A 25,685-nucleotide genomic window follows, 5' to 3' on the forward strand; every position below is an offset into this window, starting at 1 on the left:
TCAAATTGCGCGTTGACGTGCGGGCGGTTTCGCTTTATACGCCGCCCTCAGTTTGGAACGCCCTCGTTCGAGGCTTTCCGATAATACTCCCGAATTGCTTGTATGACAGGTCGCAGTGACCCGGCACGGCGAGGCGGAGTCCATGTCAGTTTTCGAAGAGAGGCATCAATGGCCAATACAACTTCGGCGAAAAAGGCGACCCGCAAGATCGCACGCCGTACCGCAGTGAACAAGGCCCGTCGTTCGCGCATCCGCAGCTTCGTCCGCAAGGTCGAGGAAGCGATCGCTTCCGGCGATCAGGCACTCGCAGCCGCCGCCCTGAAGGCGGCACAGCCGGAACTGATGCGCGCCGCCACGAAAGGCGTAATGCATTCCAACACGGCATCGCGCAAGGTTTCGCGCCTGGCGCAGCGCGTGAAGAGACTTTCGGCCTAACCCGGCTAAGAAAAAAGCTGTTGATGAAGCGCCCGGCGTTACCGCCGGGCTTTTCCGATTCGTGCCGTCGTCAACGGTGCGCGCGATTGACCTGGTCACGCTCGTGTCAATCCCGTGACAAAAAATACGCAGTTTTTTCAGTGGCTTATGAGAGGTTGCGGCAAAAATGTGGTCTCGCGACGCGGGCGGATTGAGTCCGAAGTGAGTCAAGCCATTTTTTATTTTTTTTCTTTTTCGCCAGCTAAGCAAGAACGCAAAAAACAAAACCCTTGATTCAACAGCGATTCTCGCCGGACTCGGGAGCGGCATGCAAAACCCGGCACGAGAGTCAACTGTCGACGCTTACGAGCGGGTAAAAAACGCCATTGATCTTGCCGGGCGATCCTGCCTAAATGCCTTCCACAGGGGACACAGATCACATCTGTACGAGGAAGTTTAAGGGTCATTCCAATCGGGGTGACTTTGGGCTTTCCGTCGCCTGTGGCGGGGTTAATTCCACGTCGATCAATCAAACAAGTCGAGACGATAAAACCGGGCGAGCCTTCGCACCGGAGCGAGGACGTTTCGTCTTATGGTTGCCGGCCGGGCTTAGCCTTGTGAATGCATGGGATAGGAAGAAGGAGGCTCGGGCTGTCCGCTACGTACGAGGGTGCGGTCAGCCGACAACGAGGAAAAACGGTTCTGGTCGGCTTGAAAATAGCCGTGCAGAGTCGGTAAGGCGGAGTGCGAGGGGACATTTGCTTGAGGCGAAGGCGAGCGAATGAGCGCAGCGCGCCGTGACGGGATATGAGGAGCCCGGGTTCGGTGCGTATCAGAGCGTCCGGCTGACGCGGCATGGCTTTGAGCGGCCGTGGCGGGCGGACATAAAGATGAGGCCGCCAGAAATGACGGCGTCGGAATAATGAAATTGGAAGGCGGCAAGATGCGGATGAATTTGGCGACGGCACCTGAAGGTTTTCAGGCCGGAAGCAATCAGTCTCAGGCGGCGGGGGAAAAACACGACATGCGGCATGACGCACTGTTTGAGCGGGTAAGTGCGCGCTTGAAAGCCCAGGTCGGACCGGATGTCTTCGCAAGTTGGTTTGGACGCCTCAAGCTCCATTCAGTGTCGAAAAGCGTCGTGCGCCTCTCGGTCCCGACGACTTTTCTGAAGTCCTGGATCAATAATCGCTATCTCGATCTGATCACCACGCTCGTCCAGCAGGAGGACGGCGAAATACTGAAGGTGGAGATCCTCGTGCGCACTGCGACCCGCGGTCATCGCCCGACGGCTCCTGAGGAGAGCGTTGCCGCGGTTGCCGAAGCGGCGCCCGTCTCTCCTTCCCGCCGTTCGGCGGCCCCCTCCGTGGCAATTGCCGCCGCCACGGTTGCGGCAGCTCCGGCGAGACCGGTCCAGGCGCCGCTTTTCGGCTCGCCTCTCGATCAGCGCTACGGTTTCGATAGTTTCGTAGAGGGCTCGTCGAACCGGGTCGCGCTCGCGGCAGCGCGTACGATTGCCGAGGCCGGCGCCGGCGCCGTGCGCTTCAATCCGCTCTTCATCCATTCGAGCGTTGGTCTCGGCAAGACGCATCTCCTGCAGGCGATCGCTCTCGCGGCCCTCCAGAGTGCGCGCGCGCCGCGCGTCGTCTATCTGACGGCCGAATATTTCATGTGGCGTTTCGCAACGGCGATCCGCGACAATGACGCGCTGTCGCTGAAGGAATCGCTTCGCAACATCGACCTTCTCATTATCGACGACATGCAGTTCCTGCAGGGCAAGTCGATCCAGCACGAGTTCTGCCATCTGTTGAACATGCTGCTCGACTCCGCCAAACAGGTGGTCGTCGCCGCCGACCGTGCACCCTGGGAGCTGGAATCGCTCGACAGCCGCGTTCGCTCGCGCCTGCAAGGCGGCGTGGCGATCGAGATGGAAGGGCCGGACTACGAGATGCGCCTGGAAATGCTGAAGCGTCGTCTCGAAGCGGCGCGCCAGGACGATGCCTCGCTCGAGATTCCGCCCGAGATCCTGAGCCATGTCGCCCGCAACGTGACAGCCAGCGGCCGCGAACTCGAGGGCGCCTTCAATCAGCTTCTCTTCCGTCGCTCCTTCGAGCCGCAGCTTTCGATCGAGCGGGTCGACGAACTGCTCGGCCATCTCGTCAATGCCGGGGAACCGCGCCGCGTCCGCATCGAAGATATCCAGCGCGTAGTGGCCAAGCATTACAACGTCTCGCGTCAGGAGCTGGTCTCGAACCGCCGAACCCGCGTCATCGTCAAGCCGCGCCAGATCGCAATGTATCTGTCGAAGACACTGACCCCACGCTCCTTCCCCGAAATCGGCCGCCGCTTCGGCGGGCGCGACCACACGACCGTGCTCCATGCGGTGCGCAAGATCGAGGAACTGATTTCTGCCGACACCAAGCTCAGCCACGAGATCGAGCTTTTGAAGCGACTGATCAACGAATAGACGAAGGTAAGCTCGAAGTTACGAAAAGCCCGGTCCGCCGGGCTTTTTTGTTGAGCGTTTTTTTCCCGTCGCTTGTCGGCTATCAATACCGCCATTCGTCTTCAGACCAGAGCGGAGATTTTCAATGCTTTACGCCGTGCTTTGCTACAACGATGAAAGCGTCACCAGTGCCTGGAGCAAGGAGGAGGACGAGCGGGTCATGCGTGATCTGAGCGCCGTCCAACGCAAATATGTCGAAGCGGGCAAGCTGGGGCCCGTGGCGCGGCTGGTGCCGACGACGGCGGCGGCGACGCTGCGCCACAGCGCCGGCGAGACGATCGTCATCGACGGCCCCTTCGCCGAGACCAAGGAACAGTTGCTCGGCTTCTATCTGATCGATTGCGCCTCGCTGGACGAGGCGCTCGACTTCGCGCGCGATCTGAGTAACGCCAATCCGAGCACGGGCTCCTACGAAGTCCGGCCGCTCGCGCTTTATAAACCCGGTGAGTTGCCCTCATGACCGACACAGGCTGGATCGATCTTGCTCTTGTTTCCGCGCGGCCGCAGGCAATGGGTGCGCTGCTGCGCTACTTTCGCAATCTCGATCTGGCGGAGGAGGCATTTCAGGAGGCCTGTATCCGGGCGCTGAAAAACTGGCCCCGTACCGGTCCGCCGCGCGATCCCGCCGCCTGGCTCATCTTCGTCGGACGCAATAGCGGCATCGACAGGGTGCGGCGGCAGTCGCGCGAGACGGCGCTGCCCCCGGAGGAACTGCTCTCCGACCTCGAAGACCGGGAGAGCGAGCTCGCCGATCGCCTCGACGGGGCGCATTACCGCGACGACATCCTGCGGCTGCTCTTCGTCTGCAGCAATCCGACGCTTCCGGCAACCCAGCAGATCGCGCTTGCACTGCGCATCGTATCGGGGCTCTCCGTCAGGCAGATCGCCCGTGCTTTTCTCGTCAGCGAAGCCGCGATGGAGCAGCGCATCACCCGCGCCAAGGCCCGCGTGGCGGCCGCCGGCATCCCGTTCGAGACACCCGATGCCGCCGATCGCGCCGAGCGGCTCGCTGCGGTCGCGACGATGATCTATCTCGTCTTCAACGAGGGTTATTCGGCGATGAACGGCGCCGAGGGCGTCTCCGCCGATCTTTGCGACGAGGCGATCCGCCTGTCGCGGCTGCTGCTGCGGCTGTTTCCCGCCGAGCCGGAAATCATGGGACTGACGGCACTTCTGCTGCTTCAGCATTCGCGCGCCCGCGCGCGCTTCGATGCAAACGGTGCCGTCGTCCTGCTCGAAGATCAGGATCGGCGGCTCTGGAGTCGGCCGATGATTACCGAGGCGCTGGCGATGATCGACAAGGCAATGCGCCATCGCCGCCCCGGGCCTTACCAGATACAGGCAGCGATCGCCGCCCTGCACGCCCGCGCCGAACGTCCTGAGCAGACGGATTGGGAGGAGATTGACCTCCTCTACCAGGCGCTCGAGCGCCTGCAGCCCTCTCCGGTCGTCACGCTCAATCGCGCGGTCGCCGTCTCCAAACGGGAGGGAGCGGAGGCCGCACTGGCGATGGTGGAGCCCCTTGGCGAGAGGCTTTCCGGCTATTTCTATTATCATGGCCTGCGCGGCGGCCTTTTGAAGCAACTCGGCCGGGCATGCGAGGCGCGCGCCGCCTTCGACCGGGCGATCGCACTGGCCACCAACGCGGCCGAAGCGGCCTATATCCGCATGCAGCTCGATCACCTCGCGGCCGAGCCGGCGACGGTCGCGGAAGAAGAGCGATAATTTTTTCTGACCCCTGTCGGCAGGCGGCATCCTCTTTCGTCCTTGGAATGAACCAACATGGAGGAATTCGAAAATGACTGCAGCGACCGACACCAATTCCGGCGGCGAACGCGAACTGGTTCTGACCCGGCTGATCGATGCCCCGCGCGAGAAGGTCTACCGGGCCTTCACGGAAGCCGGGCTTCTGAAGCAGTGGTTCGCCCCTCTGCCGTGGACGATCACGGAAGCGGAGCTCGACGTCAGGGCGGGCGGCATCAACCGCTTTGTCATGCGCTCGCCCGAGGGCGAACTCTATCCTAATCAGGGCGTCTATCTGGAAGTCGTGCCGAACGAGAAGATCGTCGTCACCGATGCCTTTACGGAAGCCTGGAAGCCGTCCGAAAAGCCGTTCATGACGGCGGTCATGACCTTCGAGAACGAGGGCGGCAAGACCCGCTATACGGCCCGCGCGCTCCATTGGAGCGTCGAGGACCGCGATGCCCATGAGAAGATGGGCTTCCACGAGGGCTGGGGCCAATGCGCCGATCAGCTTGCAGCACTCGTTGCGAAACTCTGAGGGGAGGACCGGGTCATGACCATTACCGGGAGCAGCAATACGGCCATTGCGGAAATCGAGGAGGTAATCGGGGGCTGGGCGGAGGCGTTGCGCCGGAAGGATGCCGCCCGCGTCCTCGCCCACGGCACGGACGATTGCCTCGTCTTTTCCCTGGCGCCGCCCCTCAAGGCCTCCGACGCAGATGCCGGCGGCCTCGAGCAGTGGTTCTCCACGTGGAAAGGACCGCTCGGCTTCACCCTCGAGGATCTCGACGTTTCGGTGAGCGGCGACGTCGCCTTCGCCACTGCGCTGACGCATCTTTCCGGCGAGAAGCACGATGGTCAGAAGGCGGCGCTCTGGTATCGCCTGACCTTGGGCCTGACGCGCACCGACAGGGGATGGAAGATTGCCCATCAGCACGAATCCGTTCCCTTCTACATGGACGGGAGCTTCAAGGCGGCGATCGATCTCGATCCTCGATCCGAGGTCGACTGGCAAGCACCGTCGCGCCCGCCCATGCCCGGTGTCATCGCCTATCTCAACGTGGAGGATGCAGATGCGGCGGCGGCCTTCTACGTCCGCGCTTTCGGCGCCAAGGAGGAGGACCGCAAACTTGCCCAGGACGGAAAGCGCCTCATCCACTGCCACCTGACGATCAACGGCGGCGCATTGATGCTGAACGATCCCTTCCCGGAATTCGGCCATCCCTGGAAGCCGCCGGAGGGCTTCGTGCTGCACCTCGTCGTCGACGACGCGGATTTCTGGTGGAAACGGGCGGTGGAGGCCGGCGCGGAGGTGACGATGCCGCTGGAGATCGCCTTCTGGGGCGATCATTACGGCCAGCTCAAAGATCCCTTCGGGGTTACCTGGGGGATCGTCGCACCGGTAAAGGAAGGCGGTTGAACCGCTCGGCCCGCGATCAGCAGGCGAGGTCGGCCACCACGGCGTCGAGGATCAGCATTCCGGCGGGCGTGCAGCGCAGCCGCGAATTGCCGATCCGTTCGATGAAACCATGCTCGATCAGGAACTCTTCCCGGGCCGGATCCGGATCGCGGCCCGAGAGGGTCTGCCAGCGGGCGAGATCGACGCCTTCGCGCAGCCTCAACCCCATCAGCAAAAGCTCATCGGCCTGCGCCTCGAAATCGAGCAGTTCCCGCTCGATCAGGCCTTCGCCGCATTCTTCGACGCGTTGCAGCCATGCCTCGGGGTTGCGCTCGGTTGCGGTCGCGATCTTGCCTGATCCGATCGCCAGCCGCCCATGGGCGCCGGGGCCGATGCCCGCATAGTCGCCGTAGCGCCAATAGGTGAGGTTGTGCCGGCTCTCGGCCCCCGGCCGGGCATGGTTGGAGACCTCATAGGCCGGCATGCCGATCGCCGCGGTGATCTCCTGCGTGGCCTCGTAGAGGACAGCCGACTGCTCGCCATCCGGAACGACGAGCTTGCCTGCCTTGTGCAGGCCGTAGAAGGGCGTCCCTTCCTCGATGGTAAGCTGGTAGAGCGACAGATGATCGACGGCGTAGGAAACCGCCTCCTTCAGTTCGCGCTCCCATTCCTCGACCGTCTGGTTCGGCCGCGCATAAATCAGGTCGAAGGACATCCGCGGAAAGATCTCGCGGGCGAGCCGCACGGCCTTCAACGCATTCTCGACATCGTGCAGCCGCCCGAGAAATTTGAGGTCACGGTCGTTGAGAGCCTGGACGCCGAGCGAGACGCGGTTGACGCCGGCCGCCCTATAGCCGCGGAAGCGCGTCGCCTCGACGCTGGAGGGGTTCGCCTCCATGGTGATCTCGATGCCATCGGGCACGTGCCAATGCCGGGCAATGCCGTCGAGGATCGCCTCCACCGTCTGAGGCTCCATCAGCGACGGGGTACCCCCGCCCATGAAAATGCTGGTGACGGTTCTCGGACCGGAAAGCGCGCGCACCGCAGCCATTTCCTTCAGAAATGCGGCGACGAAGCGAGGCTGATCCACCGGCTGGTGGCGCACATGGCTATTGAAGTCGCAATAGGGGCATTTCGCCGCGCAGAACGGCCAGTGCACATAGACCCCGAAACCGGGATCCATGCCGTCACCGATCGCTGAAAGCGGGGCTATCTGCATCGTCTCTCTACTCAGGCGCCGAGACAGGTTTCGGCGAACAGCTTGAATGCGCGGGCGCGGTGCGACAGAGCCTCGGGATCGCCGGGCTTCCAGCCATGCTTCTCCTCCGCACTCATTTCGCCGAATGTGGTGTCGTAGCCCTTCGGTTGGAAGACCGGATCGTAGCCAAAGCCGCTGGTGCCGCGCGGCGGCCAGACGACATAACCCTCGACCTCGCCGCGAAAGAGCTCGACATGCCCGTCCGGCCAGGCAAGGCAGAGAACGGACACGAAGCGTGCGGTACGGCTTTCGGGCGTCACCGCACCCTTGTCGCGGAGCGCCTCTTCGACCTTTTCCATGGCCATCTGGAAGTCGCGGCTGCCGTCCTCACGTTCGGCCCAGTTGGCCGTGTAGACGCCGGGGGCGCCGCCGAGCGCGTCGATGGCAAGACCGGAATCGTCCGAAAGCGCCGGCAGTCCGGAAGCCCTGGCCGAGGCGAGCGCCTTGATCGTCGCGTTCTCCTCGAAGGTCGTGCCGGTCTCTTCCGGCTCGACGAAATCGAGATCGGCTGCCGATTTCGCCTCGAAGCCGAGCGGCCCGATGAGATCGCGGATCTCACGGATCTTGCCGGCATTATGGCTCGCGACGACGAGCGTCTTGTCGATCAGTCTGCGCATCTGTTCCGTTCCGTTCAGGTTCTGCCGAAATCAATCCTTGGCCCAGAGGCCCGCTTCCGCGCATTCCAGGCTGTTGCCGGCCGGATCGCGGAAATAGAAGGAGCGGGCGCCGTTCGGCCAGCGGACATCCGCCTCGATCGAAACTCCGGCTGCCTCCAGTTTCGCCTTCCAGGCATCGAGTGCCTCGGCGGCGACCCGGAAGCACATGTGCCCGTTGCCCTTCGTCCCGTGCGGAGGCACGGGAAGTGCGCCCGGTGCAGGCGGCTTCACCGTCTCCGCCGGGTTGAAGATCAACAGCACGCCTTCGCCGCAGCGGAAGAAGACATGGCGGCTACCGGCGCGCGTGATCCTTTCAAGGCCGAGGACCGTTCCGTAGAAGGCCTCGGCCTGGTCGAGATCGTCCGCGTAAAGCGCGGTTTCCAGAATGCCTTCGAATGTCGGCACCGGACCGGTTCCTCTCAAGTGATCCAGAGCACTTCCGGAAAGCCATGACGGTGTTCCGTCCGGAGGTGCATATTGTCGAAGCGTCAGATCATCTCACTGCTGCCGTGCAGCAGAGAGCAGTCTAGCCTGCTATCGCCTGCTTCTGCATTTCGACGAGTTCGGCAATGCCGTTCTTGGCGAGCAGCATCAGGCTTGCAAATTCTTCTTCGCTGAAGGGCTTGCCTTCCGCCGTTCCCTGGATCTCGACCAGGCCGCCGCTGCCCGTCATCACGAAATTGGCATCCGTCTCCGCAGCCGAGTCTTCGAGATAATCGAGGTCGATGACCGGCTGATTGGCGAAGATGCCGCAGGAAATGGCGGCCACATGATCTTTCAGGACCTTCTCCAGCTTGACCATGTTGCGCGCTTCCATCCACTTCAAACAGTCGTGGAGGGCGATCCAGGCGCCGGTGATCGACGCAGTGCGCGTGCCGCCGTCGGCCTGAAGCACGTCGCAGTCGATCGAGATCTGACGTTCGCCGAGCGCCGGAAGATCGACCACGGCTCTGAGCGACCGCCCGATCAGCCGCTGGATCTCCTGCGTGCGGCCGCTCTGCTTGCCGGTCGCCGCCTCGCGCCTCATGCGCTCGCCGGTCGCGCGCGGCAGCATGCCGTATTCCGCGGTGATCCAGCCCTTGCCGCCGTTGCGCAGCCACGCCGGAACTTTTTCCTCCAGGCTGGCGGTGCACAGAACATGCGTGTCGCCGAAGCGTACCAGGCAGGATCCTTCCGCATGCTTGGAGAAATTGCGCTCGAACGAGACCTTGCGCATTTGGTCGATTTTTCTACCGGATGGCCGCATCGTCAACTCCTGTCGATCCCGACTGCATGTTCCTTCGAGTCCTGTTCGGTTCAAGGACAAGACCATGCAGAATTCAAAGTGCTCCAGCGGCCTTTGCGCGTCTGAAGACACGCGGCGCTTTCGTGAGCCTTCTAGATCATGGCGTGGGCAAAGGGAACCGCTTGATGTCGAAGCTTCGCAGTGATTTTTCCCTTTTGCCATTCCCCGTGCGGATCACTATATTCTTTGCGAACACGGGATACTGATCACGGAGTGACATGGTACTGCGCAACCCTGGAACGAAGGGGATCGCATCGGCGCTGGACGAGCGCTCCGGCGAGATCTTCCGCCGCATTGTCGAGAGCTATCTGGAAAGCGGGGAGCCGCTGGGCTCGCGCAATCTCTCTCGGCTGTTGCCGGTGTCGCTGTCGCCGGCCTCGGTTCGCAACGTGATGAGCGATCTCGAGGATCTGGGCCTGATCTATTCCCCCCATGTCAGCGCCGGCCGGCTTCCGACGCAGCTGGGCCTGCGCTTCTTCGTGGACGCCTTCATGCAGGTGGGCAATCTCTCGCCGGAGGAACGCGCCTCGATCGAAAGGCAGGTTCACCCGGGAAATCGCGACTGGTCGGTCGAAAACCTTCTTACCGAGGCGAGCCAGATGCTGTCCGGCATGTCGCGCGGCGCAGGTCTCGTCATCACCACCAAGAGCGACCCCGTTCTCAAGCATGTCGAGTTTATCCGGCTGGCGCCGACCAAGGCGCTGGCAGTGCTCGTCGGCGAGCACGATCAGGTGGAGAATCGCATCATCGAGCTGCCGGCCGGGATCACCAGCGCCCAGCTCACCGAAGCGGCGAACTTCGTCAACGCTCACCTTGCCGGTCAGACGATCCCCGAACTGCGGACGCAACTGGAAAAGGTCAAGGAGACGGTGCGCGGCGAGCTCGACGCGCTCTCGCAGGACCTGGTCGAGCGTGGGCTGGCGATCTGGTCCGGAAGCGAGGGCGACGGCCAGCCGGCGCGGCTGATCGTCAGGGGCCGCGCCAATCTGCTCGAAGGATTGGAAGGGACGGATGACATTGAGCGGCTGCGCATGCTCTTCGATGACCTCGAAAAGAAGGACAGCCTGATCGAGATCCTCAACCTCGCCGAGAGCGGCCCGGGCGTGCGCATCTTCATCGGTTCCGAAAACAAGCTGTTTTCACTCTCCGGATCCTCGCTGATCGTCGCTCCCTACCGCGACAGCGACGACCGTATCGTCGGCGCGGTCGGTGTCATCGGGCCGACCCGGCTCAACTATTCCCGCATCGTTCCCATGGTCGATTACACCGCGCAGCTCATGTCGCGGCTGTCGCGCTGAGCGAATCCTTTTGATCGATGCAGCAATCGACTCTTGATTTTTCGGGCCCAAACATCGATATCGGGCTTCAAATCCAGGCAACAGAACGTTCAAGCAAAGCGACTTCCGCTGGTTTGATGATGCCGAACAGAGCAAAAGACAGAAATTCGGAGAACGTCATGACCGACGAAACGAACAAGAACGGACCCGAGGCCGCGGCGCCTGAAGAATTCGAAACAGCCGCTGAGCCGCAAGCCGCGGAGAAGCCGGAGGCGGATGCTTCCACGACCGCGCCAGATCCGCTTGAGCTTGCCAGGGCCGAGAGTGCGGAACTGCGCGACAAATATCTTCGCCTCGCTGCGGAGATGGACAACCTGCGCCGGCGCACCGAACGTGACGTGAAGGACGCGAAGTCCTATTCCGTCGCGGGCTTCGCGCGCGACATGCTGGCGGTCTCCGACAACCTGCGCCGCGCGCTGGATGCGATTCCGGCCGACGCCAGAGAGGCGGGCGATGCCGGCCTGAAAGCACTCATCGAGGGCGTGGAGATGACCGAACGGTCGATGCTCGCGGCGCTCGAGCGTCACGGCGTGAAGCAGTTGGACCCCACCGGTCAGAAGTTCGATCCGAATTTCCACCAGGCCATGTTCGAGGTCCCGAACACCGAGGTCCCGAACAACACGGTCGTCCAGGTGGTCCAGGCGGGATACACGATCGGCGAGCGCGTTCTGCGCCCGGCGATGGTCGGTGTTGCTAAGGGCGGCCCGAAAGCCGCGTCCTCTGAAAGCGAGACGCCTGCTGCCTGACGGCGCATGAATGCGATTTGCGAAGGGCCGCGCACTCTGCCAGGTGCGCGGCCCTTCGTCATTGTTCGAAATATCGCATGCTCTTCCAACCGGCTCCGGCAGGACAGCAGGCAGAAGATACTCAGGCAGCGTGCGAGGTCGTGTCGTCGCTAAGCAGCGTGTAGATCGCGCTTGCCGAGTCGCTCGCTCGGATACGCGACACCATGTCGTGGTCGCGCAGCACGCGGGCGATGCGCGAGAGCGCCTTGAGGTGGTCGGCGCCGGCACCTTCCGGTGCAAGCAGCAGAAAGACGAGGTCGACCGGCTGGTCGTCCAATGCTTCGAAATCCACGGGCGTATCGAGCCGCGCAAAGATACCGACGATCGACGGCAGACTGCTGAGCTTGCCGTGCGGGATGGCGATGCCGTTGCCCACCCCGGTCGAGCCGAGTCTTTCTCGCTGCAGGATGACGTCGAAGATCTCCCGCTCCGGAAGACCGGTGAGCTTCGATGCTTTTGCCGCCAATTCCTGAAGGAGTTGCTTCTTCGAGTTGGCCCTCATGGCCGGGATGATCGCATTTTGATGCAGCAAGCCTGCCAATGCCATTCTTTTATCCTCGTTCGCCGGTTAGAGCCTGGCAATCTCATCACAAATGCGCCGTGATGGCTCTACCCATCTTTGTCTTGGCGGGTCGAATGCACAGAAAAGTCGAGCTTTTCCGCCGTCCCGCTGATCGGAAAGACGGGGGACGCCAGTCCGGCTGGCTTCCCCCATCCCCACTCATGCCTTGATATTGGCGGCGTCGATCCAGCCAATATTCCCATCGTTGCGCCGATAGACGATGTTCAGGTCATCCTTGCCGGGGCTGCGGAACATCAGCACCGGTTCATCCGTCATGTCCAAGGCCATAACGGCATTGGCGACGGACATTGTTCTCAACTGTTTCGTTGTTTCGGCAACGATCGTCGGCGCATAATCGTCGGGGACTTCCTCGTCCTCGAAGGGCACCGAGTCCATCACTCGATAGGCCACTTCGGTGGCATTCTGCCCGTTGCCGTTGTGATGGTCCTTGAGCTTGCGCTTGTAGCGCCGGAGCCGCTTCTCGATGCGCTCCGAAGCCGCGTCGAAGGCTGACTGTGGCTCGTTCGCCTGACCGTTTGCCTGCAATACCACGCCCGTATCGAGATGAAGCTTGCAGTCGGCGCTGAATCGCGACCCTGACTTTTCCACAGTGACCTGGCTCGAATATCCTCCGTCGAAATATTTGGTTACGGCCTGCTCGATCTGCTCGCCGATGCGGACGCGAAACGAATCGCCGATTTCCATATGTTTACCGGATACACGCACACTCATGGAGTTTCCTCTCTTGTTCGTGAATTGCGTGCCCAGTCTATTCCAAGCGCCCCCGTCATCCAAGCACTTCAGCGACGGGAGTCCCGAACAACCGAAATCGTGAGCGCGCGCTGCCTCTATGCAAGCGCGGCGGCCTCATATCCGCTGTACCGCGCAGAGTCAATTGCGCGTCGTGGGATTAAACGTTCATCGAGCCCCGGCGGTTCCGCAGGCGAGAGCCCAAAGCGCAACCCGGCTTATGCGCTTGCGGCCGCCCGGAAATGCTCAGAATGCCGTGGTTTTGGCCAGCGCGCGTTTCTCGCGGCGGCGCTGGACGGAGGAAGGGATGCTCATCGTCTCGCGATATTTTGCGACGGTGCGTCTGGCGATATCGACGCCGGCTTTCTTGAGGACGTCGACGATATCGTCGTCCGAGAGCACGGCATCGGCGCTTTCCTGATTGATCATCGTGCGGATGCGATGGCGCACGGACTCGGCCGAATGTGCATCGCCGTTTTCCGCCGAGCCGATCGAAACGGTGAAGAAATATTTCAGTTCGAAGAGCCCGCGCGGGGTCAGCACGTATTTGTTGGAGGTGACCCGGCTCACCGTCGACTCGTGCATCTTGATCGCATCCGCGACGATCCTGAGGTTCAGCGGGCGCAGGTGGCCGACGCCGTTGACGAGAAAGGCGTCCTGCTGCCGGACGATTTCGCTTGCCACCTTCATGATCGTCCTGGCGCGCTGATCGAGGCTGCGCGTCAGCCAGTTCGCATTTTGCAGACACTCGTTGAGAAAGGCCTGTTCGCCGCTGTTCTTCCGGCTGGAGCGCGATATTTCGGTGAAATAGTCGTGGTTGACGAGAACCCGGGGCAGGGCATCCGGATTGAGCTCGACCAGCCAGCCGCCATCGGGTGCGGCGCGCACGACGACGTCGGGAACGATGGCCTCGAAGACACCGGTTTCGAAGCTGGTGCCCGGTTTCGGATCGAGCTTGCGGATCTCGGCGAGCATATCGACCAGGTCTTCCTCGTCGACGCCGCAGATCTTCTTGAGACTTGCGAAATCGCGCCGTGCCAGGAGCTCGAGATTGGCCACGAGCGCTTCCATCGCCGGGTCGAGGCGATTGCGGGCGCGCAGCTGAATGGCAAGACATTCGCCGAGCGTGCGCGCAAAGACCCCCGGTGGATCGAACTGCTGAAGCACCTGCAGCACGCGCGCCACGTCCTCGCCGGCCGCGCCCAGCTTCTCGGCCGTCTCGGCGAGGTCGGCGTGCAGGTAGCCGGCATCGTCGAGCTGGTCGATGAAGTGCAGGGCGATCAGCCGATCGGAGGCAGTGCTGAGTGCGAAGGGCAGCTGCTCGGCGAGCGTCTCCCTCAACGTCTTGCGGCCGGCAACGAAATCGTCGAGATCGTAGCCCTCGGCGCCGCCGGCGCCCGGCATGGATTTCCATTGGCCGAGAAGCTCGGGCGCATCCGCCCGCTGCGGCGCCGTATCGTCGGGGAAGACGTTGGCGAAGTCGGCGTCAAAGCCTTCGCTGAGCCTCTCGCCGGATCTCGACATGGCGCTGTCGTACAGGTCGCTCTGACCTGCCGCTTCGTCGATTTCGCCGCCGGTCTCAGCCGGATGCGGACTGGCATCCTCGCGATCCGATGTCGTTGCCTCATCGGCCGATTGGACCTCCAGCAGCGGGTTCTTCTCGACTTCCTGCGCGATGAAATGGCTGAGCTCCAGATGGTTCATCTGAAGCAGCTGGATCGACTGCATCAGCTGCGGCGTCATGACCAGCGACTGCGACTGTCTCAGATGAAGGCTGGCGGACAAGGCCATGCTGGCGTGAAACTCCCGTCGAGTTCTCCGAGCCGTGTCCGCTTGGACGGGCCCATTTTTTAGTTGGCCCAAAAATTGCTTATTACTGGAATTTGGTCAAGCACGGACGGCGGCGGAGGTGCCGATTCAGCCGGCGGTCGTCCGTTCTGCCGGAATGCACGCTGCCGGCAGATGTCAGAGGCTGAAATTGTCGCCGAGATAAAGCCGGCGCACGTCCGGGTTGGTGACGATGTCGTTGGCGCGGCCATGCGTCAGCACTTCGCCGGCATGGATGATATAGGCCCGATCGATCAGCCCGAGCGTCTCGCGCACATTGTGGTCGGTGATGAGGACGCCGATGCCGCGCGACGTGAGGTGGCGCACGAGCGCCTGGATATCGGCGACGGAGATAGGGTCGACGCCTGCAAAGGGTTCGTCGAGCAGCATGAAGGTCGGGTCGGTCGCAAGCGCACGGGCGATTTCAAGGCGCCGGCGTTCGCCGCCCGATAGCGCGATGGCCGGCGATTTGCGCAGGTGCGTGATCGAAAATTCACCAAGCAGATCGTTGAGCTTGCTCTCGCGGCGTTCGACGTTCTCGTCGTGAACCTCCAGCACCGCGCGGATGTTATCCTCGACCGTCAGCCCGCGAAAGATCGAGGCCTCCTGCGGCAGGTAGCCGACGCCCAGGCGCGCCCGGCGATACATGGGCATCGTCGTGACGTCGTTGCCGTTGATCTCGATCGAGCCCTCGTCCACCGGCACGAGGCCGGTGATCATGTAGAAGCAGGTCGTCTTGCCTGCGCCGTTCGGACCAAGCAGGCCGACAGCCTCGCCGCGGCGCACGACGAGCGAGACACCGTTGACGACGCGGCGCGAGCGGTATGATTTCGTAAGGCCCCGGGCAATCAGCGTGCCGTCGTAGCGCGCCTTGTCGACCGCGCGGGCAGCTGTCGCTGCCGCCGACGGCTTTTTGCCCCGTTTGCGTTTTTGGAGGAAAGGAATCTGCACGAGCGGGTCTATGTCAGTTCGTCTTGCGGGACTGCGGATCGAGCTGGATCTGTACGCGGCCGCCGCAGGCGTCGAGCTGCGCTTCGCCGGTGTCCATCTGGACGTTCAACTGGCAGCCCACGAAGACGTTCTTGCCTTCCGACAGCACGACCTTCTTGCCCTTGAGCACGATCGTCTGGTTGGTCAGGTTGACGATGCCGCTTTCGCCCGTCGCCTGCTGCGCACCGGAGCTGAGGAACACCTTGTTGCTGACCTCGATCCGATCGATATCGGCGTTGCCGCTGGTGACCGAGCCGCCGCCCGCCTTGTAGAAGACGGTCATGTTGCCGGCCTGCAGCGTCGTCGTGCCCTGGACGACCTTCACATTACCGGTGAAGATCGCCTTGCTTTCCGGATCCTTGATCTCAAGCTTGTCGCTCTCGATCTGGATCGGCTGGTCGTTCGAAAGCTGAAGGCCCTGCATGCGACTGGAGGTTGCCTGCGCGAGGGCGGCGGAAGCAATCAGCGAAGCGCCGAGCCCGGCCACGGCCAGAGCGGCTGAAATCCTTATGAGAGCGGCAGGTTTGACCGACATGGCTGCAGGGGATCCTGTTCTTGGGGTCCTGTTATTTTGCGTTTTTGCGAATGGCGCTGGGTTCGATATTGACCCTTACCATGCCTTCGAAAGTTACGACACGTCCCTTATCTGTCATTCGCAGCTTCTGCGCAATGATCGATCCGCCCTTCATGCTGATGGCAATCGGTTGTTTCGTCTCCATTTCGCCGGCATTGATGTCCAGATAGGCGGACTGGAAATCGGCATTGACGCCATTATTCATGGAAATCGTGAACGGGGCGTTCATGTCGAGCGTATTCGCGCCGCGGTCGTAGATACCGCTCGTCGCATCGACCGTGGCGATCAGCGTATCGTTGACCGGCATCTCGGCGTGAATGGTCTCGAGTGTGATCAGGTTCGGGTTGGCGATATCCTGAAGCGCCCGCTCAGCCTTCATCGAATAGCTGATATCCTGCTTGTTGCGGCCGGAAATCGCCGGGTTCTGCATGACGATCTTGCCGTTCTCGATCGTGGCCGTCTCGAGCTGCAGCTCTTCGGGCAGGAAAGCGCGCACGAAGGAAACGGCGACGAAGATCAGCGCAACCGCGCCGGCGATGAGCGGCAGCAGGACTTTCAGGCGCCTTACGCGCGCCGAATGCCGCGCCGCCGAAGCATAGGCATCGGCAGAGCTCGTACCCACATCGGCGAAGATTGCGGGGGATCGGGCTTCGTTCAGCATCAAGGGCCTGTCAGTTTCCTCTGACCTCGGGCAGTCCGAGGGACACATATACATACATCGGCGTAAGCCACGGCGAATATGGTTATCTTGCTGCCGCCCGGCAATGGAGCGGTGCAAACTTTGCATTGTAAGACAATCCGGCCGCACTATTTCAATCCGCCGGGCATGCTCTACTCCATGCCGCGTCAAACCCCAAGGGGTTTCATGCAGCAACCCGCGTCGGCCCGGCGCGTATTCCCGTGCGTCGCGTTGCAGACTGCCCTAGCTTGCCGCGTCTCAGGCGGATAGCATGTTCCGCGGGAAACTGACAGAACCCCTTACCACAAATCGGAGACACCCATGGACGAACTCGCCATTGCCGACCGCCGCAGCCTGCGCAGAAAGCTGAGCTTCTGGCGTTGGGCGGCGGTGGCCGTTCTCGTCGCCGGCGGCCTCGCGCTGTTTGCCTTTTCAGGCTGGGGCGACGTGACGGAGCGTGCGCGCGATCACGTCGCGCGCGTCGCCGTTACAGGTCTTATCCAGGACGACCGGGAGCTGGTCGAGCGGCTGGAGCGGATCGCCGACAACCAGTCCGTCAAGGCGCTGATCGTGACGATTTCGTCGCCGGGCGGCACCACCTATGGCGGCGAGGTCATTTACAAGGCCATCCGCAAGGTTGCCGAGAAGAAGCCGGTGGTCTCGGATGTGCGCACGCTTGCCGCGTCGGCCGGCTATCTGATCGCCCTTGCAGGCGACCGGATCGTTGCCGGGGAGACCTCGATCACCGGCTCCATCGGCGTCATTTTCCAGTATCCGCAGGTCAAGACCCTCATGGACAAACTCGGCGTCTCGCTTGAATCGATCAAATCGAGGCCTCTCAAAGCCGAACCGTCGCCGTTTCATCCTCCGAGCGACGAGGCGAGAGCCATGATTCAGGCGATGATCGACGACAGCTACGGATGGTTCGTCGATCTGGTGGCCGAGCGGCGCAAACTGCAGCGGCCGGAAGCGCTGGCCCTTGCCGATGGCCGGATCTTCACCGGGCGGCAGGCGCTGGAAGGCAAACTGGTAGACGAGCTCGGCGGCGATGATGAAATCAGGGCGTTCCTGGCCGAACGAAAGGTCTCGAAGGACCTTCCCGTCCTCGACTGGGAAGCACCGAGCGGCGCGCTGTCCTTCGGCCTCGGATCGCTCCTGGCCGAAGCGGTCAAGGCGTTGGGATATGAGGCTTTTCCGACGATGAAGAGCCTCGAAAAGACCGGCCTGGACAAGTTGTTTCTTGACGGTCTTGTTTCGGTTTGGCAGGTTGAAGGGCATTGAGGAAGGCACGTGTGCTAGCCGCGTCACGAGGCCGTAGCTCCAGGCGAGCCTTCCCGAATGCGCAAACGCAGACAAAACAAGCCAAAAAAACCAAGGGGGGCGAACGTGATCAAGTCAGAGCTGGTGCAGATTGTGGCGGCGCGCAATCCGCATCTCTACCACCGCGATGTCGAAAATATCGTCAATGCGGTACTCGATGAGATCACGGACGCGCTTGCTGCCGGCAACCGGGTGGAGCTGCGCGGTTTCGGCGCATTCTCGGTCAAGAACCGGCCATCGCGGTCCGGCCGCAACCCACGCACCGGGGATTCCGTCTTCGTCGAAGAAAAGTGGGTGCCCTTCTTCAAGACCGGCAAGGAACTGCGTGAGCGGCTCAATCCGGGGATGAACGACAACAATAACGGTGAAGACGACTGACGAACGAGGCGCACAGGGATAGGCGCCTCTCGCGCGGGCGCCGAGTTCCGCACATCGTGCGGCTCTCCGCCTCATAAGCGTGTCGAAACAAGGCGGCCCGCTTTATGTCACTATTCGTATGCATGTCGTTGTCGCGAAGCCGCCCCACAATTCCGGGCGACATGCATTAACATTCTGGTCGGAGCGGGTGCATGCTCAAGAAACTCATCAATATCGTCGTCTTCGTGCCGCTCGGAGTGCTGCTGATCGTCCTGAGCGTGGCCAACCGCCAGACGGCAACGCTTGCGCTGAATCCGTTCAATCCCGCCGACAGCGTGCTTTCGATCTCGGCTCCGTTTTTCGTATTTCTCTTTCTCGCCGTCATTGTCGGTCTCGTGCTCGGCGCTGCCGTGACCTGGTTCACCCAGGGAAAATATCGGCGTCGCGCGCGCAGCGAGGCGCACGAGGCGCTGAAATGGCATCGCGAGGCCGAAAAGCAGCGCGGCCAGGCGGAGAAGCTGGCGACGCAAGCGAGCCTGCCCGCGCCGCAAGGCTGAGGATCGGTGCTGAGCGCGTTCCGAGCCCTCAGCTCGCCGCCTCGGCCTTGCCGCTGACGGCCAGGTTGAAATCCGCGAAGAATTGCTGGGCGAGCTTGCGCGCCGTCGAATCGACGAGGCGCGAGCCAAGCTGGGCAAGCTTGCCGCCGATCTCCGCCGTGACGTCGTAGCGCAGCACGGTTTCCGCGCCCTCGTCGAGTAGCGTGACGTCGGCGCCGCCCTTGGCGAAGCCTGCTATTCCGCCCTTGCCCTCGCCGGATATGGTGTAGCTCGCGGGGGGATTGAGGTTCGACAGAACGACCGTGCCGTTGAAGGATGCGGAAACGGGGCCGATCTTGATCTTGACCACGGCCGCAAGCTCGGTTGGCGATTTCAATTCAAGAGACTGGCAGCCGGGAATGCATCGCTTCAGAATGTCCGCATCGTTCAGGCCACGCCAAACCGCGTCTCGGTCAGCCGCGATACGTTCCTCTCCGCTCATATTCATGCCGGTCCTCCCGTCCACTCTTGTTGGCGATCTTCGCAATCGGAAACGGCTTTGCCAAGAGCACCGGCGATGCTATTTGCAGGCTGAACATGCTACGGACGTGGCGAAGGCGCGTAAAACCCGGTCGAGAGTGGCTGCGCCGAATGGTTGAACGAAGTCCAAGGATCAGCGCGTGAAGGAAAAAGACCGGCGATCGAAGAACGCATCGGTGACGGCGGCAAAAAGCCGGGGCGCCGAGGCGCGCGGCGGCCGCCACGAGCAAAGGCTGCCGCCCGCAAAAGGCGCCGGGCCCAGGACGAAGGGCGGGTCCAGGACGAAGATCGGGCCCAAGACAGCGGCAGGAGGGCCGCCGCCGGAAGCGGCGCCGCGCAAGAGCGAGCGGCCGTCCGTCCAGGAGAGTGCTCCGACGCGGCGCATCGAGCCGAGAAGCGGCGAGAAGCCGGCCGAGAGGGTGCCGCTTATCCTCGAGACCGCCGCTGCTGCGGGCTATCATCTGGTCGACAGCGGTGATGGGGAGAAGCTCGAACAATACGGTCCCTATCGTATCGTCCGCCCCGAGGCACAGGCGCTTTGGCCGAAGGCCCTGCCGGCATCGATATGGGAGCGGGCCGATGCCGTCTTCACCGGCGATACCGAAGAGGACGGCATGGGGCGTTGGCGTTTTCCGGGCGAGGTGCTCGGCGAGACCTGGCCGATGCAGCTCCTCGATACGGATTTCCTTGGCCGGTTCACCTCCTTCCGCCATGTCGGCGTCTTTCCGGAACAGCTCGCCCATTGGTCGTGGATGCGCGACCAGGTAGCCGCAGCCGGCCGGCCTCTGAAGGTTCTCAATCTTTTCGGCTATACCGGCGTCGCCTCGCTGATCGCCGCCAAGGCGGGCGCGGAGGTCACGCATGTCGATGCCTCCAAAAAGGCGATCGGCTGGGCGCGCGAGAACCAGGTCCTGGCGCGCGCCGAGACATTGCCGATCCGCTGGATCTGCGACGACGCCATGAAGTTCATCCAACGCGAGGAGCGGCGCGGCAGCCGTTACGATATCATCCTCACCGACCCGCCGAAGTTCGGCCGCGGTCCGAACGGCGAAGTATGGCAATTGTTCGATCACCTGGCCGCGATGCTGGACATCTGCCGCGAGATCCTGTCGCCGGACGCCCGGGGCCTCGTGCTCACCGCCTATTCGATCCGGGCGAGCTTCTATTCGATCCACGAGCTCATGCGCGAGACCATGCGCGGGCGTGGCGGCCGGGTGGAATCGGGCGAACTCATCATCCGCGAGGGCGGCCTCGACGGCACTGCACCGGGCCGCGCACTCTCCACCTCTCTCTTCAGCCGCTGGGTGCCGAAATGATCAACGACAGAAGCGACCACGGCACGGCACGCGTCGGGCAGGTGAAGGAGGTCACCAGCCTCACCAATCCGATCGTCAAGGATATCCGGGCCCTGACGCAGAAGAAGCATCGCGACGAGACGCGCTCCTTCATGGCCGAGGGGCTGAAGCTCGTCATCGACGCGCTCGACCTCGGCTGGAAGATCAAGACGCTCGTCTATGCCAAGGCGGCGAAGGGCAAGCCTCAGGTCGAGCAGGTGGCCGCGAAAACGGTCGCCAGAGGCGGGCTCGTCCTCGAAGTCAACGAGAAGGTGATCTCCACCATCACACGACGCGACAATCCGCAAATGGTCGTCGGCATCTTCGAGCAGCGCTACTCTCCGCTCAAGGATATTCGTCCGCAGGAGAGGGAGACCTATGTGGCGCTCGACCGCGTGCGCGACCCGGGCAATCTCGGCACCATCATCCGCACCGCCGACGCGGCCGGGGCTTCCGGGATAATCCTGGTCGGCGAAACCACGGATCCCTTTTCGCTCGAGACCGTGCGGGCAACAATGGGTTCGGTTTTCGCCATGCCGATCGCGCGGGCGAATACGGATGATTTCATACGCTGGCAGAGAGCGGCCGGCGTTCAGGTGGTCGCGACCCATCTGGCGGGTTCCGTCGACTATCGCACGATCGACTACAAATCGAAGCCGATCGTGCTTCTGATGGGCAATGAACAGGCGGGCCTGCCGGTGGAACTCGCGCGCGAGGCTGGCGCACTCGCCCGCATTCCGCAGGCGGGGCGTGCCGATTCGCTCAATCTCGCCATCGCGACCGGCATCATGCTGTTCGAGGCTCGGCGCCACCTCCTGTCTCTGGATGGCGGCCGATGAAGGAGGAGCAGACACTTTTCTCGCGGCCGCTCCCGATCGCGCTCTTCATTCTGGTCGCGCTCGCCGCCGACCAGTTCATCAAATATCTGGTGGAGGCGTATCTGCCGTTCCAACAGGGCGTGCCGGTCGTGCCGATGCTCGCCCTCTACCGAACCTACAATTACGGCGTCGCCTTCTCGATGCTCTCCGGCATGGAGGGGTGGTTCATCGTCGGCATCCGGCTGGCGGTCGTCACCTTCGTGCTCTGGCTGTGGCGCCGCACGCCGAAGGACCGGTTCTTCGCCCATCTGGGCTACGCGATGATCATTGCCGGGGCGCTCGGCAATCTCGTCGACCGGCTGCTCTTCGGCTATGTCATCGACTATATCCTGTTCTACACGGCCACCTGGTCCTTTGCCGTCTTCAACCTTGCGGACAGTTTCATCACCGTCGGCGCCGGCGCGATCATTCTCGATGAACTGCTGCAGGCGAAAAAGGAGCGTTCTCTAAAACTTTAGGCACCGGCTGAAGGCATTCGGAAGGCTTGCCGTGCTAGTCCGCGGGCATGAGCGAGCGGATGTTTCGAGAGCGGATAAGGGCTGGCGCGGACACGGGGCCGGGAGCCGGCAGGACGGCATCAGCGGGACCCACGGTGAAGCTCGGCGCCGCCGTCATCTGGCAGCGCCGGTCGTTGGGCGACCCTTCGGTAGGGCTGCCGGTCGCGCGCATCGCCTATGCTCTCGCCGGCATCGTTGCGGCAATGCTGCTCCTCGCCGTCGGTGCGAGCGCGGGTCTGCACCTGCTGCCGGCGATCATCGCGGCTGGCGGCATGGCCGGCGCCTTCCTGCTCTTGTCCGGCCGCGACGAGGCGTCCGGGAAATGGGTCGTCGGTGCCGGCGAGACTGCGCAGGACCCCGCACGGCATGGCATTGAACCCACGGCGCTTGCGACGATCCATGACGCCATGGGCGATCTCGCCATCGTCCGCGACCCTGATGGCAGGATCATGCAGGCCAATGGCGCCTTCCATGAGCTTTGCGGATGCGCGGACGCGCGAGGGCTGACCTGCGCGGAGCTGGGATTGCGCTTTGAGCCGAAGCCGGGCCCAGACCGCTACTTTGTGCATATCTATACGCCCGCGGGCACGCGGCTCTACGACTGGCACGACGTGCATGTCCGCGACCCGGCGCGCGGCCGGTTGATGCGCCACAGCATCGCTCGCGATGTTACCGAGGAAATGCTGGCGGCAAGCCGGAGGGAGGAGGCGCGGCGGCGCGCCGAGGAGGCGAGCCGGGCGAAGTCCCGTCTGCTCGCCACCGTCAGTCACGAAATCCGTACCCCGCTCTCCGGCATCCTCGGCATGAGCCGGCTGCTTGCCGAGACGCGGTTGTCGGAAGAGCAGAAGAACTATCTCGCCGGCATGCAGCAGTCCGGCCACACCCTGGTTCAATTGGTCGAGGACCTGATCGATTTTTCGTCGCTTGCCGCCGGACGGTTCCAGCTGCGCCCGTCGCAGGAGGATCTGCGCCAGATAGTCGAGAACGTGGTCGAGATGCTTTCGCCCCGCGCGCACGAGAAGAACATCGAGATCGGCGCAACGGTCGCCATCGAGGTACCCGAGCGGATGCTCTTCGATGCGGCGCGCCTGCGCCAGGTGCTGTTCAACGTGGTCGGCAACGCGGTGAAATTCACCGAGAAGGGCGGCGTCTTCGTCTCCGTCGATATCGAGAACGGCTCCGTGCGCATCCGGATCGACGATAGCGGCCCCGGCATGTCCGCCGACGAGCTCGCGCGCGTTTTCGAAGAATTCGAGCAGGCAGGCGATGACGCCCAGCGTGCCAAAGGCACCGGGCTCGGCCTTGCGATATCCCGGCGGATCATGGAGGCCTTCGGCGGCAGCCTCACTGCCACGAGCATGTCCGGCAAGGGAAGCCGGTTCGAGATCCGCTTCCCGTTGGCTGGCGCCGGTCTCTCGACCGATCCCGTTCGGCGCGGCATTCTGGCGGGTGCTCAGGTGCTTGTCATGGCGCCCGAGGGGCCCTCCTCGGCCGCGCTTGCCGCCACGATCCAGACGCTGGGCGGTACGTGCAATCGGGCTTCGACACTTGCAATCGCAGAACGGGTCGTGGCCGGCGCGCTCGGCAATCGGCTGCCGCTGACGGATGTCATCGTCGATCACCGTCATGCGGCGCAGTTTCGCGAGCTTCTTGCTCGCGAGCCGGCGATCGCCGGCCTGCGTTTGCGCAGAACCTATCTCATCAGCCCCGAGGAGCGCGCAAGCCATCCGGTGAGCCGGCTCGGCGGATATGAGGCCTGGCTGATCCGCCCGCTTCGAGAGAGATCGCTGGTCGAGGTGCTGCTCGGGCGGCTCAGAGGAATGGAGAAACGCGACGCGATCAACGACAACAGACCGGTGCTGCGGGAGGAGCCGGCGTCGACGGTCGCGACGGCGGACATTCGCGCTATCCTGCTTGCCGAGGACGACCCTGTGAATGCACTCGTCCTGCGGTCGGTTCTCAGCCGTACAGGGCGTGCCGTCGATCATGTCGGTGACTTCAAGACGCTCGAAGCCGCACTCCGCTCGGCCGGTTCCGCCCCGCCGCCGCTGATCGTCACCGACCTCAACATGCCGGGCGGAGATGGTCTCGACGTGCTCCGGCGTCTTCGTGAAGCGGAGGCCGCGGGAGGCAGGCGGCGGGTGCCGGTCCTCGTCCTGACCGCGGACGCGCGCGGCGATCTCGATGAGCGCCTTCGAGCCGCGGGAGCGGACGCCGTGCTGGCGAAACCCGCCGACCCGCAGCGGCTCCTTGCCGAAGTCACCCGCCTCATGGATCCCGTTACGAATTAGAATCCCTCCCTTCGCGGCACCGGGCCGGGTCGGGGTTGTATACGGCCCTGGTGTCACTATGTTGTTGCAGAAACGTGGTCTAAGCCCGGCAGCAATGACGGTTCGGGATGACACGATATGACGATCGAACTTCTGGATTCGATGGGCGTGGTTGACACCTCCAATGCTTACATCCGCAAGGCAGTTGCGGCTCCGGCTGGCGATGTTTTAGGACGGATCGCCAATCTCGAGACCCGCCTTGCCCGTTCGGCAGCCGAGGTCGATGCGGCGCAGGCAGTACGCTACAGGGTGTTCGTCGAGGAGATGAAGGCGCAGGTGGCGCCCGAGGCCGGCCGACGCAAGCGCGACATCGACAGCTGGGATGCGATCTGCGACCACCTGCTGGTCCTCGATACATCCATCGAGGGCGATGCGGAGGAGCAGATCGTCGGAACCTACCGCCTGCTGCGCCAGGACGTTGCCGAGCGGACCGGCGGCTTCTACTCGGCCTCGGAGTTTGCGATAGGCGAACTTCTCTCGCGTCATCCCGACAAGCGCTTCATGGAACTCGGACGTTCCTGCGTGCTGCCGGAATATCGCACCAGGCGCACGGTCGAACTGCTGTGGCAGGGCAATTGGGCCTATGCGCTGAAGCACGGGATCGATGCGATGTTCGGCTGCGGTTCGTTTCCGGGCGTGGTTCCCGAAGAGCACGCGCTCGCGCTCTCCTTTCTGCATCATAACGTCCGGGTCCGGGACGAGTGGGCGGTTTCCGCCCGGCCGGAGCTTTACCGGACGATGGATCTGATGCCTCCGGAGGCGATTAACCCGAAGAAGGCGCTCGCGGCGCTTCCGCCGCTGATCAAGGGCTATATGCGGCTCGGTGCGATGGTCGGCGAGGGGGCGGTGGTCGATCAAGCGTTCCGCACCACCGACGTTCTGATCGTCCTGCCGATCAGCAATATTTCCGGCCGTTATCTGAACTATTACGGCGCCGATGCGGGGCGTTTCTCCTCGTCGGTGTCCTGATCGTCTATCGCCGCACCTCGAATTTTCATGACGGAAGCATATTGAACCATAAAGGAGAACATTCGCCGCTCTGCCTGCGAGGGTAGCTCCGCGAGCAAATCTCGACTTTTCATCATGAACGAAATTGGTCAGCCATGATACATTGAGCCCGCCTCCGTT

General features: G+C 62.9%; 27 protein-coding genes. 16 read left to right on the forward strand and 11 right to left on the reverse strand.

The window, feature by feature from the left end; all coding sequences use genetic code 11:
• The first annotated feature begins 168 nt into the window (after positions 1–168).
• From rpsT to ACTJKL_RS09025, 6 genes are all read left to right on the forward strand, one after another.
• Entirely contained in the window at positions 169–435 is a 267-nt protein-coding gene (gene rpsT, locus ACTJKL_RS09000; RefSeq protein ID WP_440852720.1) for a 30S ribosomal protein S20, read from the forward strand.
• 1,003 nt (positions 436–1,438) lie between these two features.
• Positions 1,439–2,881: a chromosomal replication initiator protein DnaA gene (gene dnaA / locus ACTJKL_RS09005; RefSeq protein ID WP_033047210.1), complete on the forward strand. Its 1,443-nt coding sequence runs from the start codon at positions 1,439–1,441 to the stop codon at positions 2,879–2,881.
• 124 nt (positions 2,882–3,005) lie between these two features.
• Entirely contained in the window at positions 3,006–3,380 is a 375-nt protein-coding gene (locus ACTJKL_RS09010) for a YciI family protein (RefSeq protein WP_018093976.1), read from the forward strand.
• Complete coding sequence (locus ACTJKL_RS09015) at positions 3,377–4,645, forward strand: RNA polymerase sigma factor (protein WP_018093977.1); 1,269 nt, start codon at positions 3,377–3,379, stop codon at positions 4,643–4,645. The genes ACTJKL_RS09010 and ACTJKL_RS09015 overlap by 4 nt, the downstream gene beginning before the upstream one ends.
• 73 nt (positions 4,646–4,718) lie before the next feature.
• Positions 4,719–5,201 (forward strand): SRPBCC family protein, encoded by a 483-nt coding sequence (locus ACTJKL_RS09020; RefSeq protein ID WP_018093978.1) that lies wholly within the window; start codon positions 4,719–4,721, stop codon positions 5,199–5,201.
• Positions 5,202–5,216: 15 nt separating this feature from the next.
• Entirely contained in the window at positions 5,217–6,083 is an 867-nt protein-coding gene (locus tag ACTJKL_RS09025) for a nuclear transport factor 2 family protein (RefSeq protein ID WP_440852721.1), read from the forward strand.
• A gap of 16 nt (positions 6,084–6,099) precedes the next feature.
• On the opposite strand, the gene hemW is transcribed toward ACTJKL_RS09025, so the two are convergent.
• The 4 genes from hemW to rph all read right to left on the reverse strand — a co-directional run bounded on the left by hemW (position 6,100) and on the right by rph (position 9,222).
• Positions 6,100–7,281 (reverse strand): radical SAM family heme chaperone HemW, encoded by a 1,182-nt coding sequence (hemW, locus tag ACTJKL_RS09030; RefSeq protein WP_324762777.1) that lies wholly within the window; start codon positions 7,279–7,281, stop codon positions 6,100–6,102.
• 11 nt (positions 7,282–7,292) lie between these two features.
• The gene (gene rdgB / locus ACTJKL_RS09035; RefSeq protein ID WP_018093981.1) at positions 7,293–7,937 is read right to left on the reverse strand and encodes an RdgB/HAM1 family non-canonical purine NTP pyrophosphatase; all 645 of its coding nucleotides are present in this window, start codon (positions 7,935–7,937) and stop codon (positions 7,293–7,295) included.
• Between the two features lie 30 nt (positions 7,938–7,967).
• Entirely contained in the window at positions 7,968–8,381 is a 414-nt protein-coding gene (locus tag ACTJKL_RS09040) for a VOC family protein (RefSeq protein WP_018093982.1), read from the reverse strand.
• 121 nt (positions 8,382–8,502) lie between these two features.
• Complete coding sequence (gene rph / locus ACTJKL_RS09045; protein ID WP_018093983.1) at positions 8,503–9,222, reverse strand: ribonuclease PH; 720 nt, start codon at positions 9,220–9,222, stop codon at positions 8,503–8,505.
• A 257-nt stretch (positions 9,223–9,479) separates the two neighbouring features.
• Here rph and hrcA point away from each other — a divergent pair, with 257 nt between their 5' ends.
• On the forward strand, positions 9,480–10,559 hold the full coding sequence (gene hrcA / locus ACTJKL_RS09050; protein ID WP_440852722.1) for a heat-inducible transcriptional repressor HrcA: 1,080 nt from the start codon (positions 9,480–9,482) through the stop codon (positions 10,557–10,559).
• A gap of 158 nt (positions 10,560–10,717) precedes the next feature.
• Entirely contained in the window at positions 10,718–11,344 is a 627-nt protein-coding gene (gene grpE / locus ACTJKL_RS09055) for a nucleotide exchange factor GrpE (RefSeq protein WP_026168514.1), read from the forward strand.
• A 121-nt stretch (positions 11,345–11,465) separates the two neighbouring features.
• On the opposite strand, the gene ptsN is transcribed toward grpE, so the two are convergent.
• The 6 genes from ptsN to lptC form a co-directional block, all read right to left on the reverse strand.
• Positions 11,466–11,930, reverse strand: coding sequence for a PTS IIA-like nitrogen regulatory protein PtsN (gene ptsN / locus ACTJKL_RS09060; RefSeq protein WP_100669776.1), 465 nt, complete (start codon positions 11,928–11,930; stop codon positions 11,466–11,468).
• Positions 11,931–12,104: 174 nt separating this feature from the next.
• The gene (gene hpf, locus ACTJKL_RS09065; RefSeq protein WP_100669775.1) at positions 12,105–12,677 is read right to left on the reverse strand and encodes a ribosome hibernation-promoting factor, HPF/YfiA family; all 573 of its coding nucleotides are present in this window, start codon (positions 12,675–12,677) and stop codon (positions 12,105–12,107) included.
• Between the two features lie 264 nt (positions 12,678–12,941).
• Positions 12,942–14,486, reverse strand: a complete 1,545-nt coding sequence (gene rpoN / locus ACTJKL_RS09070; protein WP_440852723.1) for an RNA polymerase factor sigma-54 — start codon at positions 14,484–14,486, stop codon at positions 12,942–12,944.
• Between the two features lie 174 nt (positions 14,487–14,660).
• Positions 14,661–15,467 (reverse strand): LPS export ABC transporter ATP-binding protein, encoded by an 807-nt coding sequence (gene lptB / locus ACTJKL_RS09075; RefSeq protein WP_375341883.1) that lies wholly within the window; start codon positions 15,465–15,467, stop codon positions 14,661–14,663.
• Between the two features lie 19 nt (positions 15,468–15,486).
• Positions 15,487–16,047, reverse strand: coding sequence for an LptA/OstA family protein (locus ACTJKL_RS09080; protein ID WP_018093989.1), 561 nt, complete (start codon positions 16,045–16,047; stop codon positions 15,487–15,489).
• A gap of 31 nt (positions 16,048–16,078) precedes the next feature.
• Positions 16,079–16,747: an LPS export ABC transporter periplasmic protein LptC gene (gene lptC, locus ACTJKL_RS09085; protein WP_324762782.1), complete on the reverse strand. Its 669-nt coding sequence runs from the start codon at positions 16,745–16,747 to the stop codon at positions 16,079–16,081.
• Between the two features lie 339 nt (positions 16,748–17,086).
• Between lptC and sppA the strand changes: the two genes are divergently transcribed.
• From sppA to ACTJKL_RS09100, 3 genes are all read left to right on the forward strand, one after another.
• Complete coding sequence (sppA, locus tag ACTJKL_RS09090) at positions 17,087–18,046, forward strand: signal peptide peptidase SppA (protein ID WP_275596899.1); 960 nt, start codon at positions 17,087–17,089, stop codon at positions 18,044–18,046.
• Positions 18,047–18,151: 105 nt separating this feature from the next.
• A complete protein-coding gene (locus ACTJKL_RS09095) occupies positions 18,152–18,463 on the forward strand; it encodes an integration host factor subunit beta (protein ID WP_003527713.1) in 312 nt (103 codons plus the stop codon).
• A 191-nt stretch (positions 18,464–18,654) separates the two neighbouring features.
• The gene (locus tag ACTJKL_RS09100; RefSeq protein WP_018093992.1) at positions 18,655–18,999 is read left to right on the forward strand and encodes a hypothetical protein; all 345 of its coding nucleotides are present in this window, start codon (positions 18,655–18,657) and stop codon (positions 18,997–18,999) included.
• Positions 19,000–19,027: 28 nt separating this feature from the next.
• On the opposite strand, the gene ACTJKL_RS09105 is transcribed toward ACTJKL_RS09100, so the two are convergent.
• Positions 19,028–19,486 carry an SRPBCC family protein gene (locus ACTJKL_RS09105; RefSeq protein ID WP_018093993.1) on the reverse strand — a complete coding sequence of 153 codons (459 nt, stop codon included), beginning with the start codon at positions 19,484–19,486 and terminating at the stop codon, positions 19,028–19,030.
• A 172-nt stretch (positions 19,487–19,658) separates the two neighbouring features.
• On the opposite strand from ACTJKL_RS09105, the gene ACTJKL_RS09110 reads away from it, so the two are divergent.
• From ACTJKL_RS09110 to olsB, 5 genes are all read left to right on the forward strand, one after another.
• Positions 19,659–20,834 (forward strand): class I SAM-dependent methyltransferase, encoded by a 1,176-nt coding sequence (locus tag ACTJKL_RS09110; RefSeq protein WP_440852724.1) that lies wholly within the window; start codon positions 19,659–19,661, stop codon positions 20,832–20,834.
• Complete coding sequence (locus tag ACTJKL_RS09115) at positions 20,831–21,691, forward strand: TrmH family RNA methyltransferase (protein WP_440852725.1); 861 nt, start codon at positions 20,831–20,833, stop codon at positions 21,689–21,691. The genes ACTJKL_RS09110 and ACTJKL_RS09115 overlap by 4 nt, the downstream gene beginning before the upstream one ends.
• Positions 21,688–22,188: a signal peptidase II gene (lspA, locus tag ACTJKL_RS09120; protein WP_440852726.1), complete on the forward strand. Its 501-nt coding sequence runs from the start codon at positions 21,688–21,690 to the stop codon at positions 22,186–22,188. Before ACTJKL_RS09115 ends, lspA begins: the two co-directional genes overlap by 4 nt.
• 47 nt (positions 22,189–22,235) lie before the next feature.
• Positions 22,236–24,518, forward strand: coding sequence for a hybrid sensor histidine kinase/response regulator (locus ACTJKL_RS09125; protein ID WP_440852727.1), 2,283 nt, complete (start codon positions 22,236–22,238; stop codon positions 24,516–24,518).
• Between the two features lie 117 nt (positions 24,519–24,635).
• Positions 24,636–25,526: a l-ornithine N(alpha)-acyltransferase gene (gene olsB, locus ACTJKL_RS09130; protein ID WP_018093998.1), complete on the forward strand. Its 891-nt coding sequence runs from the start codon at positions 24,636–24,638 to the stop codon at positions 25,524–25,526.
• Positions 25,527–25,685: the final 159 nt, after the last annotated feature.

This window comes from Sinorhizobium sp. 22678 (genome assembly GCF_052044265.1).
GTDB classification, from domain to species: Bacteria; Pseudomonadota; Alphaproteobacteria; order Rhizobiales; family Rhizobiaceae; genus Sinorhizobium; species Sinorhizobium meliloti_A.

Bases quoted from the DNA above. Each gene is read 5' to 3' on its own strand.
- rpsT (WP_440852720.1), top strand. From the start codon at position 169: ATGGCCAATACAACTTCGGCGAAAAAGGCGACCCGCAAGATCGCACGC.
- dnaA (WP_033047210.1), top strand. From the start codon at position 1,439: ATGCGGCATGACGCACTGTTTGAGCGGGTAAGTGCGCGCTTGAAAGCC.
- ACTJKL_RS09010 (WP_018093976.1), top strand. From the start codon at position 3,006: ATGCTTTACGCCGTGCTTTGCTACAACGATGAAAGCGTCACCAGTGCC.
- ACTJKL_RS09015 (WP_018093977.1), top strand. From the start codon at position 3,377: ATGACCGACACAGGCTGGATCGATCTTGCTCTTGTTTCCGCGCGGCCG.
- ACTJKL_RS09020 (WP_018093978.1), top strand. From the start codon at position 4,719: ATGACTGCAGCGACCGACACCAATTCCGGCGGCGAACGCGAACTGGTT.
- ACTJKL_RS09025 (WP_440852721.1), top strand. From the start codon at position 5,217: ATGACCATTACCGGGAGCAGCAATACGGCCATTGCGGAAATCGAGGAG.
- hemW (WP_324762777.1), bottom strand. From the start codon at position 7,281: ATGCAGATAGCCCCGCTTTCAGCGATCGGTGACGGCATGGATCCCGGT.
- rdgB (WP_018093981.1), bottom strand. From the start codon at position 7,937: ATGCGCAGACTGATCGACAAGACGCTCGTCGTCGCGAGCCATAATGCC.
- rph (WP_018093983.1), bottom strand. From the start codon at position 9,222: ATGCGGCCATCCGGTAGAAAAATCGACCAAATGCGCAAGGTCTCGTTC.
- hrcA (WP_440852722.1), top strand. From the start codon at position 9,480: ATGGTACTGCGCAACCCTGGAACGAAGGGGATCGCATCGGCGCTGGAC.
- grpE (WP_026168514.1), top strand. From the start codon at position 10,718: ATGACCGACGAAACGAACAAGAACGGACCCGAGGCCGCGGCGCCTGAA.
- ptsN (WP_100669776.1), bottom strand. From the start codon at position 11,930: ATGGCATTGGCAGGCTTGCTGCATCAAAATGCGATCATCCCGGCCATG.
- hpf (WP_100669775.1), bottom strand. From the start codon at position 12,677: ATGAGTGTGCGTGTATCCGGTAAACATATGGAAATCGGCGATTCGTTT.
- rpoN (WP_440852723.1), bottom strand. From the start codon at position 14,486: ATGGCCTTGTCCGCCAGCCTTCATCTGAGACAGTCGCAGTCGCTGGTC.
- ACTJKL_RS09080 (WP_018093989.1), bottom strand. From the start codon at position 16,047: ATGTCGGTCAAACCTGCCGCTCTCATAAGGATTTCAGCCGCTCTGGCC.
- lptC (WP_324762782.1), bottom strand. From the start codon at position 16,747: ATGCTGAACGAAGCCCGATCCCCCGCAATCTTCGCCGATGTGGGTACG.
- sppA (WP_275596899.1), top strand. From the start codon at position 17,087: ATGGACGAACTCGCCATTGCCGACCGCCGCAGCCTGCGCAGAAAGCTG.
- ACTJKL_RS09100 (WP_018093992.1), top strand. From the start codon at position 18,655: ATGCTCAAGAAACTCATCAATATCGTCGTCTTCGTGCCGCTCGGAGTG.
- ACTJKL_RS09105 (WP_018093993.1), bottom strand. From the start codon at position 19,486: ATGAATATGAGCGGAGAGGAACGTATCGCGGCTGACCGAGACGCGGTT.
- ACTJKL_RS09115 (WP_440852725.1), top strand. From the start codon at position 20,831: ATGATCAACGACAGAAGCGACCACGGCACGGCACGCGTCGGGCAGGTG.
- lspA (WP_440852726.1), top strand. From the start codon at position 21,688: ATGAAGGAGGAGCAGACACTTTTCTCGCGGCCGCTCCCGATCGCGCTC.
- ACTJKL_RS09125 (WP_440852727.1), top strand. From the start codon at position 22,236: ATGAGCGAGCGGATGTTTCGAGAGCGGATAAGGGCTGGCGCGGACACG.
- olsB (WP_018093998.1), top strand. From the start codon at position 24,636: ATGACGATCGAACTTCTGGATTCGATGGGCGTGGTTGACACCTCCAAT.